Annotated in this window: 15 protein-coding genes and 3 tRNA genes; 11 read left to right on the top strand and 7 right to left on the bottom strand. The window is 71.9% G+C overall.

Annotation, left to right across the window (positions count from 1 at the left end; translation table 11 throughout):
- Positions 1-120: 120 nt before the first annotated feature.
- From AB0J97_RS34105 to AB0J97_RS34095, 3 genes are read left to right on the top strand one after another with little or no spacing between them, the layout of a single operon-like run.
- Positions 121-1,386 carry an acyltransferase gene (locus AB0J97_RS34105; protein ID WP_357706646.1) on the top strand — a complete coding sequence of 422 codons (1,266 nt, stop codon included), beginning with the start codon at positions 121-123 and terminating at the stop codon, positions 1,384-1,386.
- 37 nt (positions 1,387-1,423) lie between these two features.
- Positions 1,424-1,963 (top strand): N-acetyltransferase family protein, encoded by a 540-nt coding sequence (locus tag AB0J97_RS34100; protein WP_364096398.1) that lies wholly within the window; start codon positions 1,424-1,426, stop codon positions 1,961-1,963.
- Positions 1,960-4,467, top strand: a complete 2,508-nt coding sequence (locus AB0J97_RS34095; protein ID WP_364096580.1) for a DUF3516 domain-containing protein — start codon at positions 1,960-1,962, stop codon at positions 4,465-4,467. The genes AB0J97_RS34100 and AB0J97_RS34095 overlap by 4 nt, the downstream gene beginning before the upstream one ends.
- Positions 4,468-4,598: 131 nt before the next feature.
- Here AB0J97_RS34095 and AB0J97_RS34090 read toward each other — a convergent pair whose 3' ends face one another.
- Positions 4,599-5,162 (bottom strand): hypothetical protein, encoded by a 564-nt coding sequence (locus AB0J97_RS34090; protein WP_364096395.1) that lies wholly within the window; start codon positions 5,160-5,162, stop codon positions 4,599-4,601.
- An 8-nt stretch (positions 5,163-5,170) separates the two neighbouring features.
- Between AB0J97_RS34090 and AB0J97_RS34085 the strand changes: the two genes are divergently transcribed.
- Entirely contained in the window at positions 5,171-5,674 is a 504-nt protein-coding gene (locus tag AB0J97_RS34085; RefSeq protein ID WP_357706650.1) for a DUF2087 domain-containing protein, read from the top strand.
- Between the two features lie 17 nt (positions 5,675-5,691).
- Here the strand turns inward: AB0J97_RS34085 and AB0J97_RS34080 are convergent, their stop codons facing one another.
- The gene (locus AB0J97_RS34080; protein ID WP_364096392.1) at positions 5,692-6,624 is read right to left on the bottom strand and encodes a helix-turn-helix domain-containing protein; all 933 of its coding nucleotides are present in this window, start codon (positions 6,622-6,624) and stop codon (positions 5,692-5,694) included.
- Positions 6,625-6,665: 41 nt separating this feature from the next.
- Between AB0J97_RS34080 and AB0J97_RS34075 the strand changes: the two genes are divergently transcribed.
- Positions 6,666-7,445: a phytanoyl-CoA dioxygenase family protein gene (locus AB0J97_RS34075; protein ID WP_357706654.1), complete on the top strand. Its 780-nt coding sequence runs from the start codon at positions 6,666-6,668 to the stop codon at positions 7,443-7,445.
- Positions 7,446-7,501: 56 nt separating this feature from the next.
- On the opposite strand, the gene dusB is transcribed toward AB0J97_RS34075, so the two are convergent.
- Complete coding sequence (dusB, locus tag AB0J97_RS34070) at positions 7,502-8,611, bottom strand: tRNA dihydrouridine synthase DusB (RefSeq protein ID WP_364096388.1); 1,110 nt, start codon at positions 8,609-8,611, stop codon at positions 7,502-7,504.
- A gap of 79 nt (positions 8,612-8,690) precedes the next feature.
- Between dusB and AB0J97_RS34065 the strand changes: the two genes are divergently transcribed.
- The 6 genes from AB0J97_RS34065 to AB0J97_RS34040 all read left to right on the top strand — a co-directional run bounded on the left by AB0J97_RS34065 (position 8,691) and on the right by AB0J97_RS34040 (position 11,240).
- Positions 8,691-9,326 (top strand): ACT domain-containing protein, encoded by a 636-nt coding sequence (locus tag AB0J97_RS34065; protein ID WP_364096385.1) that lies wholly within the window; start codon positions 8,691-8,693, stop codon positions 9,324-9,326.
- 48 nt (positions 9,327-9,374) lie between these two features.
- Positions 9,375-9,446 (top strand) — tRNA-Gly (locus AB0J97_RS34060).
- 16 nt (positions 9,447-9,462) lie between these two features.
- Positions 9,463-9,536: transfer RNA gene (locus AB0J97_RS34055), tRNA-Cys, on the top strand.
- 1 nt (position 9,537) lies between these two features.
- Positions 9,538-9,612, top strand: a tRNA-Val gene (locus AB0J97_RS34050).
- A gap of 176 nt (positions 9,613-9,788) precedes the next feature.
- The gene (locus tag AB0J97_RS34045; protein ID WP_364096382.1) at positions 9,789-10,409 is read left to right on the top strand and encodes a maleylpyruvate isomerase N-terminal domain-containing protein; all 621 of its coding nucleotides are present in this window, start codon (positions 9,789-9,791) and stop codon (positions 10,407-10,409) included.
- Between the two features lie 84 nt (positions 10,410-10,493).
- Positions 10,494-11,240 (top strand): hypothetical protein, encoded by a 747-nt coding sequence (locus tag AB0J97_RS34040; RefSeq protein WP_364096379.1) that lies wholly within the window; start codon positions 10,494-10,496, stop codon positions 11,238-11,240.
- A 76-nt stretch (positions 11,241-11,316) separates the two neighbouring features.
- On the opposite strand, the gene AB0J97_RS34035 is transcribed toward AB0J97_RS34040, so the two are convergent.
- Genes AB0J97_RS34035 through AB0J97_RS34020 form a run of 4 tightly spaced genes read right to left on the bottom strand, consistent with a single transcriptional unit; the run spans position 11,317 to position 16,398 of the window.
- Complete coding sequence (locus AB0J97_RS34035; RefSeq protein WP_364096376.1) at positions 11,317-13,314, bottom strand: DUF5107 domain-containing protein; 1,998 nt, start codon at positions 13,312-13,314, stop codon at positions 11,317-11,319.
- The gene (locus AB0J97_RS34030) at positions 13,311-14,150 is read right to left on the bottom strand and encodes a carbohydrate ABC transporter permease (RefSeq protein ID WP_364096373.1); all 840 of its coding nucleotides are present in this window, start codon (positions 14,148-14,150) and stop codon (positions 13,311-13,313) included. The genes AB0J97_RS34035 and AB0J97_RS34030 overlap by 4 nt, the downstream gene beginning before the upstream one ends.
- A gap of 11 nt (positions 14,151-14,161) precedes the next feature.
- Complete coding sequence (locus AB0J97_RS34025; RefSeq protein WP_364096370.1) at positions 14,162-15,082, bottom strand: sugar ABC transporter permease; 921 nt, start codon at positions 15,080-15,082, stop codon at positions 14,162-14,164.
- Entirely contained in the window at positions 15,082-16,398 is a 1,317-nt protein-coding gene (locus AB0J97_RS34020; protein ID WP_364096367.1) for an ABC transporter substrate-binding protein, read from the bottom strand. Before AB0J97_RS34020 ends, AB0J97_RS34025 begins: the two co-directional genes overlap by 1 nt.
- Between the last annotated feature and the right edge of the window lie 74 nt (positions 16,399-16,472).

Here is a 16,472-nt window from a genome sequence, read left to right as displayed (position 1 = left end):
AGCCCTACCACCGGGGGTGGTGTGATCTTGACCTGAAGAGTGCGGCCTGCGGCAATGTGCGCGAGCCCCCGGGACGGAAGCCTTGAGTCATCCGCTCCCCCGCTCGAAACGAGGCTCCCCATGACCGTCCTGCTCGATCGTCCGGCGCCGGTACAGGCGCCGGTCCGGGCGCCGCGCGCGACGGCGCGGGACCCGTTCATCGACCTGCTGCGCGTGCTCGGCATGGCGCTCATCGTGCTCCAGCACTGGACGATCCCCGTCCTGTCCTACGAGGGCGGCCGGCTGACCACGGGCAACGCGCTGTCCACGCCGGGGGTGTGGGTGGTGACGTGGCTCAGCCAGGTCATGCCGCTGGTGTTCTTCGCCGGCGGGGCGGCCAACGCGATCAGCCGCGGCCGGTCGGCCAAGAGCGACCAGGAGTGGCTGGCCGGACGCCTGCGCAGGCTCGCCTGGCCGTTGCTGCCGCTGGCGGCGGTGTGGATCCCGCTGCCCCACGTGCTGCTCACGCTGGGGGTGCCGGAGCAGCCGCTGGAGGTGGGCGCCAAGCTGACCGGGCAGTTGCTGTGGTTCCTGGCCGTGTACCTGATCGCGGTCACGGTCACGCCGTACGCGCTGCGTCTGCACCGCAGGTTCGGCGTGCTCGTCCCCGTCGCGCTGGCGGCCGGGGCGGCGCTGACGGACGTGGTGCGCTTCTCCACCGGCCTGGAGGCGGCCGGTTACCTGAACATCGTCTTCGTGTGGCTGGCCGTGCACCAGATCGGCTTCTTCTACGCCGAGGGCCGGGTGCGGATGGCCGGGTTGCTGGCGGCCGGCGGGTTCGGCGTGGCGGCGCTGCTGGTCGGGTTCGGCCCCTACCCCGGCAGCATGATCGGCCTGCCCGGCGCCGAGGTGTCCAACATGGCCCCGCCCACGCTGGCCATCCTGGCCGTCGGCGTCGGCCAGATCGGCCTGGCCGTGCTGCTGCGCCCCTGGCTGGTCCGGCTGCCCCTGCGCCGCGTCCTGGACTGGGCCGGCCCGCGGATCATGACCGTCTACCTGTGGCACATGCCCGCGCTGTTCGCCGTGACCGGCGTGGTCGTGGTCCTGCTGGGCGTGGAGACGCCGGAGCCGGGCAGCCTGTCCTGGTTCGCCGGCTGGCCGGTGTGGTTCGGGATGTTGTGCCTGGTCATGTGGGGGCTGGTACGGGCGTTCGCCAGGTTCGAGACCCCACCGTCGCTGCCGTACGGGAACGCCGGCCGGGGGGCCATGCTGGTGGCCGCCGGGCTGGTCGGAGCCGGGCTCCTGACGCTGACCGTGGGCGGCTTCGCGCCGGGCGGCGGCCCGTTCCTGGCGGTGCTGGCGGTGCTCGGCGGCCTGCTGATGACGGCGCCCAAGGCCCGCGCGTAACACCGACGAAATCCGTCCCCGGCCACAATCGGGGACCATGACGATGATTCGCGACCTGACCGAGGACGACGTGCCCGCGGTGGCCTCCATCTACGCCCATTACGTGACCGGCGGCGTGGCCACGTTCGACGAGGTCCCGCCGGAGGCCGGCGAGTGGCGGGCCAGGGCGGCGGCGCTCACGGCGGCGGGGCTGCCGTTCCTGGTGGCCGAGGACGACGGCGTGGTCACCGGTTACGCCTACCTCGGCCAGTACCGGCCCAAGCCCGCCTACCGCCACAGCCTGGAGGTCTCGATCTACCTCGCGCCCGGGTCCACCGGCCGCGGGCTCGGCCGCCTGCTGCTGGGCGAGCTGATCCGGCGGGCGCCGGCGACCGGCGCGCGCTGCCTGATCGCGGTGATCGCCGACGGCGGCGACCCGGCCTCACTGCGGTTGCACGCCGCCTTCGGCTTCGAGGACGTGGGACGGCTGAGGAACGTGGGGTTCAAGCACGGCCGCTGGATCGACACCGTGCTGCTGCAACTCGACCTCCCCCTGGGGGCGGCGGGTTCGACCATGCGGCAATCTTCGGCAGGATAGATACCGTGAGCCTTCTCGTTGACCGCCTGCCGGAAGAGATCGACGCCGATCCCGACGCCATATTCGACGCGTTCGTCGCCTGGAACGCCGAACGGGGGCTCACGCTCTATCCCGCCCAGGAGGAGGCCCTCATCGAGGTCGTCTCCGGCAGCAACCTGATCCTCGCGACGCCGACCGGCTCGGGCAAGTCGCTGGTGGCCGCCGGAGCCCACTTCGCCGCGCTGACCCGTGACGTGCGCACGTTCTACACCGCGCCGATCAAGGCGCTGGTGTCGGAGAAGTTCTTCGACCTGTGCGCCGTCTTCGGCACCGACAACGTCGGCATGATGACCGGCGACGCCAGCGTCAACCCGGGCGCGCCCATCATCTGCTGCACGGCCGAGATCCTGGCCAACGTGGCCCTGCGCGACGGCGCGGCGGCCGACATCGGCCAGGTCGTCATGGACGAGTTCCACTTCTACGCCGAGCCCGACCGCGGCTGGGCCTGGCAGGTGCCGCTGCTGGAGCTGCCCGACGTGCAGTTCGTCCTGATGTCGGCCACGCTCGGCGACGTGTCGATGTTCGAGCGCGACCTGACCAGGCGCACCGGGCGGCCCACGTCGGTGGTCAAGCACGCCGAGCGGCCGGTGCCGCTGGTGTACTCGTACCGGATGACGCCGCTGCACGAGACGCTGGAGGAGATGCTCACCACCGGGCAGGCCCCCGTCTACGTCGTGCACTTCACTCAGGCCGCCGCCATGGAGCGGGCCCAGGCGCTCATGTCGATCAACATGGCGACCAAGGCCGAGAAGGAGGCCATCGCCGCGATGATCGGCGGCTTCCGGTTCACCACCCGGTTCGGCCGGGCGCTGTCGCGGCTGGTCAAGCACGGCATCGGCGTCCACCACGCCGGGATGTTGCCCAAATACCGGCGGCTGGTCGAGCGGCTGGCCCAGGCCGGGTTGCTGAAGGTCATCTGCGGCACCGACACGCTCGGCGTCGGCGTCAACGTGCCCATCCGCACGGTCCTGTTCACCGCCCTGTCCAAGTACGACGGCAACAAGGTGCGCCGGCTGCGCGCCCGCGAGTTCCACCAGATCGCCGGCCGGGCCGGCCGCGCCGGCTTCGACACCATCGGCTACGTCGCCTGCCAGGCCCCCGAGCACGACATCGAGAACGCCAAGGCGCTGGCCAAGATCGGCGACGACCCCAAGCGGCGGCGCGGCTACGCCCGCAAGAAGCCGCCGGAGGGTTTCGTCGGCTGGAGCGAGGAGACGTTCGAGAAGCTGCAGCAGGCCGAGCCCGAGCCGCTCAACTCCCGCTTCAAGGTGAGCAACGCGATGCTGCTGGCCGTGATCAACCGGCCGGGCGACTGCTTCCAGGCGATGAAACACCTGCTCACCGACAACCACGAAGACCGCAAGTGGCAGCGGCGGCACATCAGCCAGGCCATCGCCATCTACCGGTCGCTGCTGGCCGGCGGCATCGTCGAGCAGTTCGCCGAGCCCGACGAGCAGGGCCGCCGGGCCCGGCTGACGATCGAGCTGCAGGAGGACTTCGCGCTCAACCAGGCGCTGTCCACGTTCGCGCTGGCCGCCTTCGACCTGCTCGACCGCGAGTCGCCCTCGTACGCGCTCGACATCGTCTCGATCGTCGAGTCCATCCTCGACGACCCCCGCCAGATCCTGTCGGCCCAGCTGAAGAAGGCGCGCGGCGAGGCGGTCGCCCAGATGAAGGCCGACGGCATGGAGTACGAGGAGCGTATGGAGGCGCTCGCCGAGGTCATGTACCCGATGCCGCTCGACACCCTGCTGCTCGGGGCGTACGAGACCTACCGGCGCGGCCACCCGTGGGTCGGCGACTACACCGTCAGCCCGAAGTCGGTGGTGCGCGACATGTTCGAGCGGGCCATGACGTTCGGTGAGTACATCCAGTTCTACGAGCTGGCCCGCTCCGAGGGCACGGTGCTGCGCTACCTGGCCGACGCCTACCGCACGCTGTCGCGCACGGTCCCGGAGCACCTGAAGACCGAGGACCTGGTCGACCTGATCGAGTGGCTGGGCGAGCTGGTCCGGCAGGTCGACTCCTCGCTGATCGACGAGTGGGAGAAGCTCACCAACCCCGAGGAGGCGCTGGAGCGCCAGGCGCAGCTGGAGACCAAGGTGCGGCCGGTCACGGCCAACCCGCGGGCCTTCCGGGTGCTGGTGCGCAACGCCATGTTCCGGCTGGTCGAGCTGTGCGCCATCGAGAAGGAGGACGAGCTGGAGGAGCTGGCCCCCGACGTCGACTGGGGCGCGGCGCTCGACGCGTACTACGCCGAGCACGAGGAGATCTTCACCGACGCCGACGCGCGCGGGCCCGCGCTGCTGCGGATCGAGGAGGAGAGCGGCCTGTGGCGGGTGCGCCAGACGGTCAAGGACCCGGCCGGCGACGGCGACTGGGGCATCGACGCCCAGGTCGACCTGACCGCCTCCGACGAGGAGGGCCGGGCCGTGCTGCACGTGGTGGGGCTCAACCGGCTCTAGAGGCTCCGCGAAAGAGAACAAGCCGTGTGCCGGAACGGACTGGCAAGGGCGTTCCGGCACCGGCTTGTCGCTTCATTGTCAGGCGGCGAAGTTAGGCGTCCGGTCATGACGATGTCTCAAGATCGAGACATTCAGCACTCCGCCAGGTCGCAGATCTTGGCGAGCATCGTGCCCGCGTCCTTGCGCTGCTGCCTGAAGTCGGACTTGGCGGGCTTGCCCCACTCACCGCCGGCCGTGTAGAGGATCAGGGCGTTCGCGCGGCGGGTCACGACGGCCCGCTCGCCGCCGACGGCGGGCTTGCCGTGGGAGTAGGCCTGGCCGACGACCTGCAGGCCCTCGTCGCCGAGCGCCAGCTTGGCGACGCTGTACCGGTAGCCCGCGGTGCCGCAGGTCCGTACGGCCGTCCTGAGGTCGCCGACCGCCTTGCCGGCGGCCTCCGGCGAGGAGTAGAGGATCACCTGCTCGGACTTGGAGTAGTCGGGCACCGACGTGTACACGATCGTCCTGGCCGCCGTGCGACCGGCCAGGCCCAGCCCGGCCTTCTGGCACGGGTTCACGACGAGCTGCGCGTTCTTCTTGCCCGACACCGTCCAGCTGTGCTCGGGGTTGGGGTCCTTCTTGGCGGCGGCCTTCTCGTACAGCAGGAAGTTGCCCGGGACGGCCAGGCTGGCCGCGACGAACAGTGCTGTGATCATGGGACAAAATGGTAGGGGTGAGCGACGAAAACCTCAGACGCGTGCTCGGGCTGCTCTGTCAGGACGACACCCTGCGCGCACTCGCGTCCCTGGTGCTCGGTGACACCGGCGATCTGCCCCCGAAGGCCCTCGACCGCCTGGCCAGCGGCGGCCTGGCCGAGCGCGGCGACGACGGCAAGTGGCGGGCGCGGCCGGAGCGGTTCCGCGAGCTGCTGCGGGAGCAGGCCGAGCCCCCCGCCGAGCTGAGCGCCGAGGAGCGAGTGCTGCGCACGTTCCTGGTCGACGGCCGGCTGACCACCATGGGCATGCGCCGCGACAAGCGGCTGGTCGTGCTGCGCTACATCTCGCGGGTGTTCGAGCCGGGCGTGCGCTACCCGGAGAAGGACGTCAACGTGGCTCTGCGGGCCTTCCACGACGACTTCGCGGCGCTGCGCCGCTACCTGGTGGACGAGGGGATGCTGTCCAGGGAGGGCAACGTCTACTGGCGCAGCGGCGGGCCGGTCGAGGTGTGATGCCGGAATGAGCGCGGTCAGGGGCGGCGCAGGCGGGCGCGGTAGTCGCGGGGCGGGAGGCCGTACTCGCGCCTGAAGGCGCGGCTGAAGTGGAACGGGCTGACGAAGCCCGAGGCGGCCGCCACCTGGCCGACGTCCAGGTCGGTCACCTCCAGCAGGCTCGCGGCGTGCCGCACCCGCGCCTTCCGTACGGCGCCCATCGGGGTCTGGCCGGTCCGGGCCGCGAACACGTGCGCGAACCTCGACGGCGACAGCGCCACGGCCCGGGCCAGCGAGGCGACCGAGTGCCGGGCGCCGGGCTCGGCGGCGATGAGGTCGAGCGCGCGGCGCACCCGTTCGTCGCCGTCCTCGGACCCGGGCGCGGGCACGGCTCCGGCCGAGGCCGTGGCCAGCACCAGCACCTCCTCCACCGCGCCGAGCACCAGCTCACGCGCGGGGCCCGACCTGACGACCGCCGGCGGCGGCGCGGTCGCGGCGGGCGGACCGGTGGGCGGGCCTGTGGGCGGGCCTGTGGGTGGACCGGTGGGCGTGGCGTCGCCCGGGATCCAGCGGGCGTCCTGGAGTGCGCGGCCGAAGGCCCGGTCGACGCGCTCACGCACCCCGGCGGGCACGCCCTCGACCAGGTGACAGCCGGTGGCCACGGCGTACGGCGCGAGCCAGCCCGTCCAGGAGGGACGCGGCTGGAAGTGCACCCACCAGAACCGCCACCGTTCCGCCCCCGGCGCGACCCGGTAGCGCTGCGGCGAGTCCGGCCCGAGCACCGCCAGATCCCCCTCCCGCACGGTGAACGCCGCCCCCGCCTGCTCGACGCGCCCCTCCCCCGCCTGGGTCCACAGCAGGAGCCAGCTCGGCGAACCGTGGGGGCGGCGCGCGCCGTAGCCGGCCGGCTGGTCGAAGTGGCCCACGATCGTCAGCTCGGCAGCAGGAACAGACAGGTTCTCAGCGGTCACGGTCATACCGTCCCACGAGCCGGGTCCCTACCGTGAAGGGCATGAGGCTGAACGACTTCCACGACCGGGGGTACGTGCTCGTCCCCGCGCTGCTGGCTCCGGAGGAGGTGGCCGAGCTGCGCGAGGAGTTCATGGCCCTGCACGCCGGCGGCCCGATCCCCGGACATTTCACCCCTCGTCCCCAGGATCCGGGCGCCCCCTACGACGTCCTGCGCGACTACCCCCGGATCATGCACCCCCACCAGGTGAACGACGTCGCCCTGCGCTACCTGCTCGACGCCCGCTTCGCCGAGATCCTGCGCGAGCTGCTCGGCGAAGAGCCGATAGCAGCCCAGAGCATGTTCTACTTCAAGCCACCGGGGGCCCGGGGGCAGGCGCTGCACCAGGACAACTTCTACCTGCGCGTCGAGCCGGGCACGTGCGTGGCCGTCTGGGTGGCGCTCGACCAGGTCGACCGCGCCAACGGCGGGCTGGAGGTGGTCCCCGGCACCCATCTGATGGACCTGTTCTGTCCCGAGGAGGCCGACCAGGATCTCTCCTTCACCCGCGAGTACGTCCCGCCGCCCCCGGGCCTGGAACGGGCGCCCGTGGACATGCGGCCCGGCGACGTGCTGTTCTTCAACGGCAGCCTGGTGCACGGGTCGGAGCCCAACACCACGGCCGACCGGTTCAGGCGCAGCTTCATCTGCCACTACACCGGCCGCTCGGCCGAGCGCATCTCGGCCTACTACGAGACGCTGACGATGGACGGGGAGCGCGTGCTCCTGGAGCCGTCCACCGGCGGCGGCCCCTGCGGCACCGAAGCCACCGGCCCCCACTGACCGCACTCACATCACCGGGCGGGACACCGGCCGGGGCGCCCGCCGGTGTGCCGCCGTCAGCCGCCGGATATGTCGGACTCCGCCTCGTCCGGGACCACGCAGTCCCACGGGTCGTCGAGCCACCCGTCAGGCAGTTGCACCTTCTGACGCTCGCCCGACTTCCCCCGGGGCGTGTCGGTGTTCGGCGGCCACGGCTGGTCGTGGTCCAGCTTGGCCAGCCCCTCCCGGAGCCCTTCGAGCGACTCGGCCGTGGCCAGCTCCCGCCGCAGCGCGCTCCCGACCTCGAACCCCTTCAGATACCAGCCGACGTGCTTGCGGAAGTCGGCGATCGCGTACCGCTCGATGTCGAAGCACTCGGTGAGGCCGGCCGCGTGGCGCTCCATCATCCCGGCCACCTCGCCGAGCGTCGGCCTGACCCGCTCGGGGCTGCCGTTGAAGGCGTTCTCCAGATCCTTGAACAGCCACGGACGCCCGAGGCACCCACGCCCGACCACCACGCCGTCGCACCCGGTGCGCGCCACCATGCGCAACGCGTCGTCGGCGGACCAGATGTCGCCGTTGCCCAGCACCGGGATCTCGGGCACGGCCTCCTTCAGGCGCGCGATCGCCTCCCAGTCGGCCACGCCGCCGTAGTGCTGCCTGGCGGTCCGCGCGTGCAGCGCGATCGCCGCCACGCCCTCCTCGACCGCGATGCGGCCCGCGTCGAGGTAGGTCAGGTGGTCGTCGTCGATGCCCTTGCGCATCTTCATCGTCACCGGCAGCGGCCCCGCGTTCGCCACGGCCGCCCGCAGGATCCGCCGCAGCAGGTTCCTCTTGTACGGCAGCGCCGACCCGCCCCCGCGCCTGGTCACCTTGGGCACCGGGCAGCCGAAGTTGAGGTCGACGTGGTCGGCGAGGTCCTCCTCGGCGATCATCCTGACCGCCCGCCCGACCACGTCGGGATCGACCCCGTAGAGCTGGAGGCTCCTGGGCCGCTCGGACTCGGCGAACCTGATCATCCTGAACGTCTTGGGATTGCGCTCGACCAGCGCCCGCGTCGTGATCATCTCGCACACGAACAGCCCGGCGCCCTGCTCCCGGCACAACACCCGGAACGCCGCGTTCGTGATGCCCGCCATGGGTGCGAGCACCACGGGCGGCCATACCCCAATCGGCCCAATCTTCACTCCGTCAGTTGTAGCGCAGCTCAAGCCGGAAGCGGTATTCGCCGGATAGGCTGTGGACCGGTATCCCAGGGAGGGATCGATGCTTCTTCGCGTGCGCGTGGCGCTGCCCGACCGTCCAGGATCTCTGGCCCAGGTCACCAAGGCCCTGGGCACGGCGGGGGCCGACATCACCCAGGTCACCGTCCTCGACCGGGGCGCCGGCACGGCGGTCGACGACATCACCGTCTTCTGCCCCGAGAGCACCCCGCGGGAGGTGCTGGTCAAGAGCCTGGAGAGCGTCGAGGACGTCCATGTGGCGGGCATCTGGCCCACTCGTGAGACCGCCGGCACCTATCCCGAGCTGGAGATCCTCAAGTACATCACCCTGGCCGGCGACCGCGCGCTGACCACGCTCGTCGACTCGCTGCCCGTGCTGTTCAGCGCCGACTGGGCCGCCACGGCCGCCGACCACGGCGTGGTCTACGCGAGCTGGCGCGCCCCGCAGGGCCTGGCCGTCCCCAGCCCGGCCCCGCCACGCCCGGCGGCCCTCACGCTGGACGGCGGCGCGCACGCCATCCACGCCCCGCTGCCGCCGCTCGCCCTCACCCTCCTGCTGGCCCGCTCCGAGGGCCCGGCCTTCCACCGCATCGAGGTCCACCGGCTCACCCGGATCCTGGAGATCTTCCTGAGCCTGCCGGCCACCGAACGCAGCGTCGCCCGCCAGCTCCGCAAATAGCGGGAGGCATCTGGTCTGAAAAGGCGCTAGAGTTAGGCACGCAACAGCGCGGAAGTGGCTCAGTGGTAGAGCATCACCTTGCCAAGGTGAGGGTCGCGGGTTCGAATCCCGTCTTCCGCTCGGAGTGGTTCGACTCGGTGGAGTGGCCGAGAGGCGAGGCAGCGGCCTGCAAAGCCGTCCACACGGGTTCAAATCCCGTCTCCACCTCCAAGGACGATTAGCTCAGCGGGAGAGCGCTTCCCTGACACGGAAGAGGTCACTGGTTCAATCCCAGTATCGTCCACCACGCTCCAAGGCCAGACTCGGAAGATCGGGTTCTGGCCTTTTCGCTGTCCGCTCCCCGATTCGCGCTTCAGGTGGACACCTGACGCCCGCGGAGTGGCGGGCGGGCCCCCGGGGCGCCCGTACCAGCGGGGCCGCCCGTCGGGGCGTAAGGGGCGGGCCGGGGGAAGGAACGTCCCCATGGACATCGAACGTGCCCGCACGGCCTTCGCCGCCGCCTACCGCGAGCTCACGGTCACGGTGAACGAGTCGGACCTGCTCAGGCCCACCAGGTGCGCCGGATGGGCCGGGGTCGACCTGCTCTTCCATGTGCTGTGCGACGCCCAGCGGGCCCTCGTCGCGTTCGCCACCCCCGCGGACGGGCCGCCCGACGTGGACCACGTCACCTATTGGAGCTCCTTCCAGCCCGCCGCCGAGGGCGCGGACGCCCACGCCTGGTGGGTACGCAGATCCGCCTCCGCCTTCGCGCGGCCCTCCGGGGTGCTGCGAGTGTGGGCGGACACCGCCCCCGCCGCGGTGCGGGCCGCGCTCGCGGCCGACCCCGCCGGGCACGTCGCCACGCAGGGGCACGTGATCGCCGTGCCCGACTTCCTGGCGACCCTGGCCACCGAGGCCGCCGTCCACCACCTGGACCTCCAGGCCGGACGGCCGCCGGCCCGGGAGGCGCTGGAGCTGGCGGGCGAGACCCTCGACGGGCTGCTGGGCGCGGATCGCCCGTCCCATCTGGACCTGCCCGCGTACGTGCTGGAGGCCACCGGACGGGTGCCGTCCGCCGACGACCGGTTCCCGCTGCTGGGGTGAGCGACGTCCGGGGGGCGTGGTATCGGCGCTTGTGTGAGGCGGCCGTGCTCCGGCCGTGACCGGCGCGCGGCATGATCGCTGCTCGTGAAGAAGACGATGATCGCCGCCCTGGCGGCCTGCGCCTGTGTGCTGACGGCGACCGTGCCCGCCCAGGCCGCCCCCAAGGACCCCGTACGCGCTCTCAAGGCCAAGCTCGCCACCGGGCACGGCGTGCGGTTCACCGAGACGACCATGCTCTCGGGCGAGAAGAAGGCCAAGATCCAGAGCCGCAAGGGGACCTTCCAGTTCAACGCCAAGGGCGTGGCGGCCTCCGACATCTCCGCCGTCCCTGTGGGCCGTCCCCGCGAGCGGACGATCAGCATCGGCAAGGTCAGCTACACCTCGGGCGGCATGTACGCCGAGCGCCTGCCCGAGGGCAAGTCCTGGCTCAAGGGCAACGGCCTGCTCGGCGGCGGCAGCGGCTTCTTCGGGCAGGTGATCAACCCCGTCGAGCCCACGACGCTGGCGGCGCTGGTCAAGAAGGGCGCCCTGCGCGGAAGCACGCTCACCGGGAAGATCACCTTCAAGGAGCTGGCGAAGGTGTCGCGCTGGTTCGACGCCTCGATCCCGCTGCGCATGCACGACGACACGAAGGTCTCCTACACGCTCACGCTGACCTCCGCCGGGCTGGTGAGCAGGGTGAAGTCGTCGTACGCGGCCACGGGGATCTTCGACACCAACCAGTTCGAGGGCGGGACGATCACGATCGACAGCCGCTTCACCGGGTGGGGCGCCAAGGTGTCCATCAAGGCGCCGGACTCCGAGAAGGTGACCTCCGACAGCGGCGAGTGACCGCCCTCCAGGGGCTCTGGCGCACGGGTACGGAGGTCCGGCGTCCGTACCCGTGCGGGTCTTCGTGAGGGACGGCTCAGAGGTCGTCCGGGTGCATGCGGAAGTCGTAGCGCTCGGGCAGCGGGCCGGTGGTCAGGCGTGACCAGGTGTCGTGCAGGGCGGGCTCTCCTTCGCGCAGGTCGTCGACGTCGAAGCCGGCGTCGAACAGCGCGCGGGCGCCGTCCCGGTCCCCGCCGGCGAGCAGGGCCCGGGCGCGCAGCAGGACGATCCGGCCGGTCGGGGGCAGGGTGTCCAGGACGGCCAGGCACTCCGCGTGCCTGCCGGCGTCCAGCAGGGCGACGGCGGCCTCCACCGCCAGGGCCCGCCTCGGAACGGCGACCTCCGGCGCGGGCGGCCGGGCGTCGGCGTCCACACTCTCCGGCGCGGGCGGCCGGGCTGCGGTGTCCGGAGCCTCCAGGGCGGGGTGTGCCTGGTGGAGGGCGGTGAGGTGGAGGGTGGCGCGGTCGTCCGGGTCCGGGGTGGCGTGGGCCAGGCAGCGGGTCGCCCAGGGGTTGGGGCGCAGCTCGGCGGAGCGCCGCCACGCTCGTACGGCCTCCTCGCGGTCCCGCGCGTGCCAGGCGGCCACGCCCAGGTGGTAGGCCGTCACCCAGGTCTCCGGCGCCTGCTCCAGCAGCCGCCGCCACGGCCCGGACACCAGGCTGTGCCCGGGGTCCGCCGCCACGTCCGTGCGAGGAGGTTCGGGAAAGGCGCCGGTGGTGAGGAGGGTCTGCCAGGGGGACTGCGCGGGGCCGAGGGCGGATTCGGGGAAGGGGATGCCGGGCGTGCGCACGCCGGTGCGCAGCGTTTCCAGGGCGCCCCAGCCGGAGCCCTCCGCCAGGATCCGGGTGGGCTCCTGGTCGGCGTGCGGCCGCCACTTGTGCCAGGCGGCGGTCACCTCGGCGGCCGGCAGCCGGGCCGCCAGCTCCGTCTCCGCCGCGCGCACCGCCGACACCCAGTCCGGGCCGTGCACGGCCTCGGGGTCGGCGCGCAGCGGCCCGTACGCCTCCAGCCACGAGAACTCGCCCCCGCCCGGCAGCGGCACGTGTTCGAGCTGGGTACGGGCCAGCCCCGCCTGGATCTCCAGGTAACCGCCCGTGCCGGGCTCGGTGAGCCATTCCTGCCAGCGACGCCCGCCCCGCCCGCGTCCCCACAGGAAGAGCTTGCGCCCGCGCAGCAGCCCGGTGGACGTCTGCACCAGGCCCGCGCCGGAGCCGTCGAGCGCGGCGATCCAGGGACGGCGGTCGCCGAGCTCGAAGAAGTAGTCGGCGGCGTGGCCGGCGCGGGCCGGGTAGCTGCGGTCCAGGCCGTCCCAGGCCGGGAAGGGCACCTGTTCGAGCCGCTCGGTGTAGCCGAAGTGCCAGGCCGTGGCGGCCGGGGCGAGCACGCGGGTCCGCCCGGTCTCGGGGACGGCGATGTTCGACCACCAGTACGCCGGCACCTCGTGCCCGTGCGGGTTGCGCATGCGGACGCCCACGTAGAGGAAGTCCGACCCGCGCGGCAGCCAGAAGTCGACCTGGTACGGCAGGTCCCGGGTGCGCTCCCACTCCCACACGCGCAGCATCGGCGTGCCGTCGGGCCCCTCGGCCTCCCCGGCGAAGACCGGACGGCAGGTCAGGGTGGTGTGGCCGGTCGAGCCGGAGTTCCACTCGACGCCGCCGGAGAACCAGGCGCCGGTCAGCCCGAAGTTGGCCGGTTGCAGCACCGGGTTCCGGTAGAGCAGCTCGCCGTGGTCGCGATGGACCAGCGAGTACAGCCGTCCGCCCCAGCCGGGCAGCACGGTCGCGGTCAGCCGGTCGTTGGCGAGCTGGATCGCCTCGACCCGGCGGGGCCGGCGTGCCCGGTCGTAGCCGTCCTGCGTACGGCAGGGCAGCACGGAGGCGAGCCGGCCGTAGGAGAGCTGGAAGGCCATGTCGGGCGGCGCGCCGGCGACCGTGACGGCGTGCCCGGCGGCGTCGCCGAGGGGCGGCAGCGGGTTGTCCGGGCCGGGCAGCGCGACCGGCAGGGTGATCGTGGTCCGGCGGACGGTTGTCGTCATTTCCCCATTCCCAAGGTCATGCCTTCGGTGACGCGGCGTCCGACCCAGGCGAAGAGCACCACCATGGGCAGCACGACCACGCAGACGCCGGCGAACATGCCGCCCCAGTTGGTGCCGGTGTACTGCTGCTGCTGGGCGAAGCCGATCAAGGCCACCGGCAGCGTCTCCTTCTCGTCATCCTGCATCAGCACCAGGGCGAGCATCGTCTCGTTCCAGGACACGATGAGCTGCAGCACGAAGACGGTGACCAGCCCCGGCCGGGCGACCGGGACCACGATGCGCAGGAAGGTCCGCCACACCCCGGCGCCGTCCAGCGCGGCGGCCTCCTCCAGCTCGCCGGGCAGCGACCGGAAGAAGCCGGTCAGCAGGAAGACGGTGAACGGCATGGCGGTGCCGACGTAGGCCAGGGTGAGGCCGGTCAGGGTGGAGGTGAGCTCCAGGCTGCTCAGCATGAGGAAGATCGGCAGCAGGATGACCTGCGTGGGCACGCCGGTCCCCAGCGCGAACAGCAGCGTGAGCGGCCGTCCGGCGCGGTTCGTCGTCCGGGTCAGCGCGTAGGCGGCCGGCGCCGCGACCGCCACGGCCAGCAGCGAGGACAGCACGCCCACGACCGCGCTGTTGACCGCGGCCCGGCCGAAGTTCCCGACCTCCAGCGCGGTCAGGTAGTTGTCCGGCGTCGGCGGCATCGGCAGCCGCCACGGATGGTCGAACACCTCGCGGGTGCTCTTCAGCGAGGTGATCAGCACCCAGGCCAGCAGCGCCACGTCGGCGGCGACGACCGCCCACACGGCCATTCGCACGGGCGCGAGCCCCGTCAGTCTCAGGGTCGGTCTCATGGTCTGCCCTCTCAGAACCGGACGGCTTCACGGTCGAGCGCCCGCCGCAGCAGCAGCACCACGGCCGCCGCGATCAGCAGGCTGACCAGCGCGCTGGCGGCGGTCATCCCCAGCTCGGGCGGCGAGCCCGAGCCGCCGTACGTGGCCGCGTAGCTGTAGAGGGCGACGGTCCAGGTGCTGCTCGGCGGGGTGCCCGCGGTGCCGCCGCCGAACACCAGCACCAGCTCGAACACCTTGATCGAGCTGATGGTCCACAGCAGCGCGCAGACGCTGAAGACGTCCCAGCTCAGCGGGATCGTGACGTGCCGCAGCCGCTGCCAGGACGTGGCCCCGAGAAGCGCGCAGTCCTCGTAGAAGTAGGCGGGGATGCGGTCGACGGCGGCCATGATGATCGTGGTGTAGTACCCGACCGCGGCCCAGATCGCCACGATCAGGATGAGTGTGAACGTGTTGTCCACGGCCAGCCACTTGGGCGGGTCGCTCACCCCGAACACGCTCCTCAGGACGGTGTTGACCAGCCCGTCGGGGTTGAACAGGAAGCCCGCCACGATCGCCGGGACCAGCGCGCTGACGATGTTGGGGAAGAACAGGATGTTGCGCGCGACCAGCCGCCCGCGCATCTCCCTGAGCACCATCGTGAGCGCGAAGCCGGTCACGAACGTCACGCCGCCGCCGATGACCAGCAGCTTCAGGGTGTTGAGCAGCGCGGTGTGGAAGACCGGGTCGCCCAGCAGGCGGGCGTAGTTGCGCAGCCCGACGAAGCGTGACTCCCCGTACCCGGCGGTCTGCTGGAGGCTGATCCACACCGCGTAGCAGGCCGGCCCCAGGACGAAGACGGTCAGCAGCGCGAGTGCCGGGGCGGCCATGGGGACGAAGGCCCGCTGCCGGGCCCGTCCGGCGGGGCCGGGCCGCGGCTCGGGTGCGAGCGCCATCAGTCGCCCTGGTTCTTCCAGAAGGCGGCCTGGACAGCGGTGATCTTGTCCACGAACCCCTGCGCGGTGAGCTTGCCGTTGAACAGCTCGCCCACCGTCGGGTAGTAGACCTTGTCGGTCCAGCCCGGCACGCTCAGCCCGGCCGCGAACGGATACGTGGCGGGCACGCCGTCGAGCTGCTTCTTCACCCCGGCCAGGGCCTCGGGCACGTACGCGTCCTCGCGCGGCGAGAGCACCGAGGCGGTCCTGGCCAGCTCGTCGGCGAAGGTCTTGGTCGTCATGTAGGCGATGAACCGCTCGCCGGCCTCGACGTTCTTCGCCTTGACGGGCATCGCGAAGCCGAACTGCACGACCTCCTCGCCCTCGGCCGGGCCGCCGACCTCGGGGAAGGGCATGGAGGCGGGCCTGAACCCGGCCTTGGCGTACGAGCCGACCTCGCTGGGCAGCCAGGAACCCATGATCATGAAGGCGGCCCGGCCCTGGGCCCAGTTCTTCTGCTGCTCGGGGTACTTGCCGGCGTCGTACCCCTTGAGCAGGTAGCCCTCCTTGGCGAACTTCTCGATCTGCCGAGCGGCGGCCAGCACCTCGGGCTTCTTCCACGACTGCCCGGTCCGGTCCTCGGCGATGGCCTTGAGGCCGTCGGCGCCGATCGTCCGGTACAGGTAGTAGTTCATCCAGTAGGAGTCGGACCAGTACTGCTCGCCGTCGGCCGTGAGCGGGGCCGTCCCGGCGGCCTTGAGCCTGCCGAGCAGCGCCAGGAACGCGTTCCAGTCCGTCGGCGGCGGCTCGGTGAGGGTGGCGGCGTCGTAGAACAGGCCGATGCCGGCGACGCTGTAGGGCACCATGTACGGCTCCCCGCCCGGCAGCCGCAGCGCAGGGCTCTGGAGGTACTTGGCCGGGATGACGTCCTTGACCTTCTTGCCCGCCTCGCCGGGCACGTCGGCCTCGTACACCTGGGCCAGGCCCCGGGCCACGCCCGGAGTGACCATGAACGGCCGGATCGTGTCGTCGGACTGGTCGACCACGTCCGGCACCTTGGACGTGGTGAGCGCGGCGGGCAGCTTCTGCTTGACCACGTCGCGTCCGGCCCACTCCACGCTGACCTTGATGCCGGTGGCCCGCGTGAAGCGGGTGATCGCCGCCTGCAGGGCCACCTGCTGGGGCTCGCCCTGCTTCCACATCGACCAGTAGACGAGCTCCTTGCCCGGCTCGTCCGGGGAACCGCCGCCGCAGGCGGTGAGCAGGCCGAGGGCCAGCGCGCCGGCGGCGAGGCCGGCGAGCGTCCTGCGGGAGGGGAGATGTCGGGATGAGCTCATCGAGCCGCACCGCCTGTCCTGTGAGTTCCGGGGGGTGGTCGGTCCGGCGGGCCCCGGACGGAGGCCCGCCGGAG

Origin of the sequence: Nonomuraea sp. NPDC049607, assembly GCF_040675375.1 — a bacterium.
In the GTDB taxonomy this organism is placed as follows: Bacteria; Actinomycetota; Actinomycetes; order Streptosporangiales; family Streptosporangiaceae; genus Nonomuraea.
This window is presented reverse-complemented; position numbering and strand designations above follow the sequence as displayed.

Bases quoted from the DNA above. Each gene is read 5' to 3' on its own strand.
- AB0J97_RS34105 (WP_357706646.1), top strand. From the start codon at position 121: ATGACCGTCCTGCTCGATCGTCCGGCGCCGGTACAGGCGCCGGTCCGG.
- AB0J97_RS34100 (WP_364096398.1), top strand. From the start codon at position 1,424: ATGACGATGATTCGCGACCTGACCGAGGACGACGTGCCCGCGGTGGCC.
- AB0J97_RS34090 (WP_364096395.1), bottom strand. From the start codon at position 5,162: ATGATCACAGCACTGTTCGTCGCGGCCAGCCTGGCCGTCCCGGGCAAC.
- AB0J97_RS34085 (WP_357706650.1), top strand. From the start codon at position 5,171: ATGGTAGGGGTGAGCGACGAAAACCTCAGACGCGTGCTCGGGCTGCTC.
- AB0J97_RS34075 (WP_357706654.1), top strand. From the start codon at position 6,666: ATGAGGCTGAACGACTTCCACGACCGGGGGTACGTGCTCGTCCCCGCG.
- AB0J97_RS34065 (WP_364096385.1), top strand. From the start codon at position 8,691: ATGCTTCTTCGCGTGCGCGTGGCGCTGCCCGACCGTCCAGGATCTCTG.
- AB0J97_RS34045 (WP_364096382.1), top strand. From the start codon at position 9,789: ATGGACATCGAACGTGCCCGCACGGCCTTCGCCGCCGCCTACCGCGAG.
- AB0J97_RS34035 (WP_364096376.1), bottom strand. From the start codon at position 13,314: ATGACGACAACCGTCCGCCGGACCACGATCACCCTGCCGGTCGCGCTG.
- AB0J97_RS34030 (WP_364096373.1), bottom strand. From the start codon at position 14,150: ATGAGACCGACCCTGAGACTGACGGGGCTCGCGCCCGTGCGAATGGCC.
- AB0J97_RS34025 (WP_364096370.1), bottom strand. From the start codon at position 15,082: ATGGCGCTCGCACCCGAGCCGCGGCCCGGCCCCGCCGGACGGGCCCGG.
- AB0J97_RS34020 (WP_364096367.1), bottom strand. From the start codon at position 16,398: ATGAGCTCATCCCGACATCTCCCCTCCCGCAGGACGCTCGCCGGCCTC.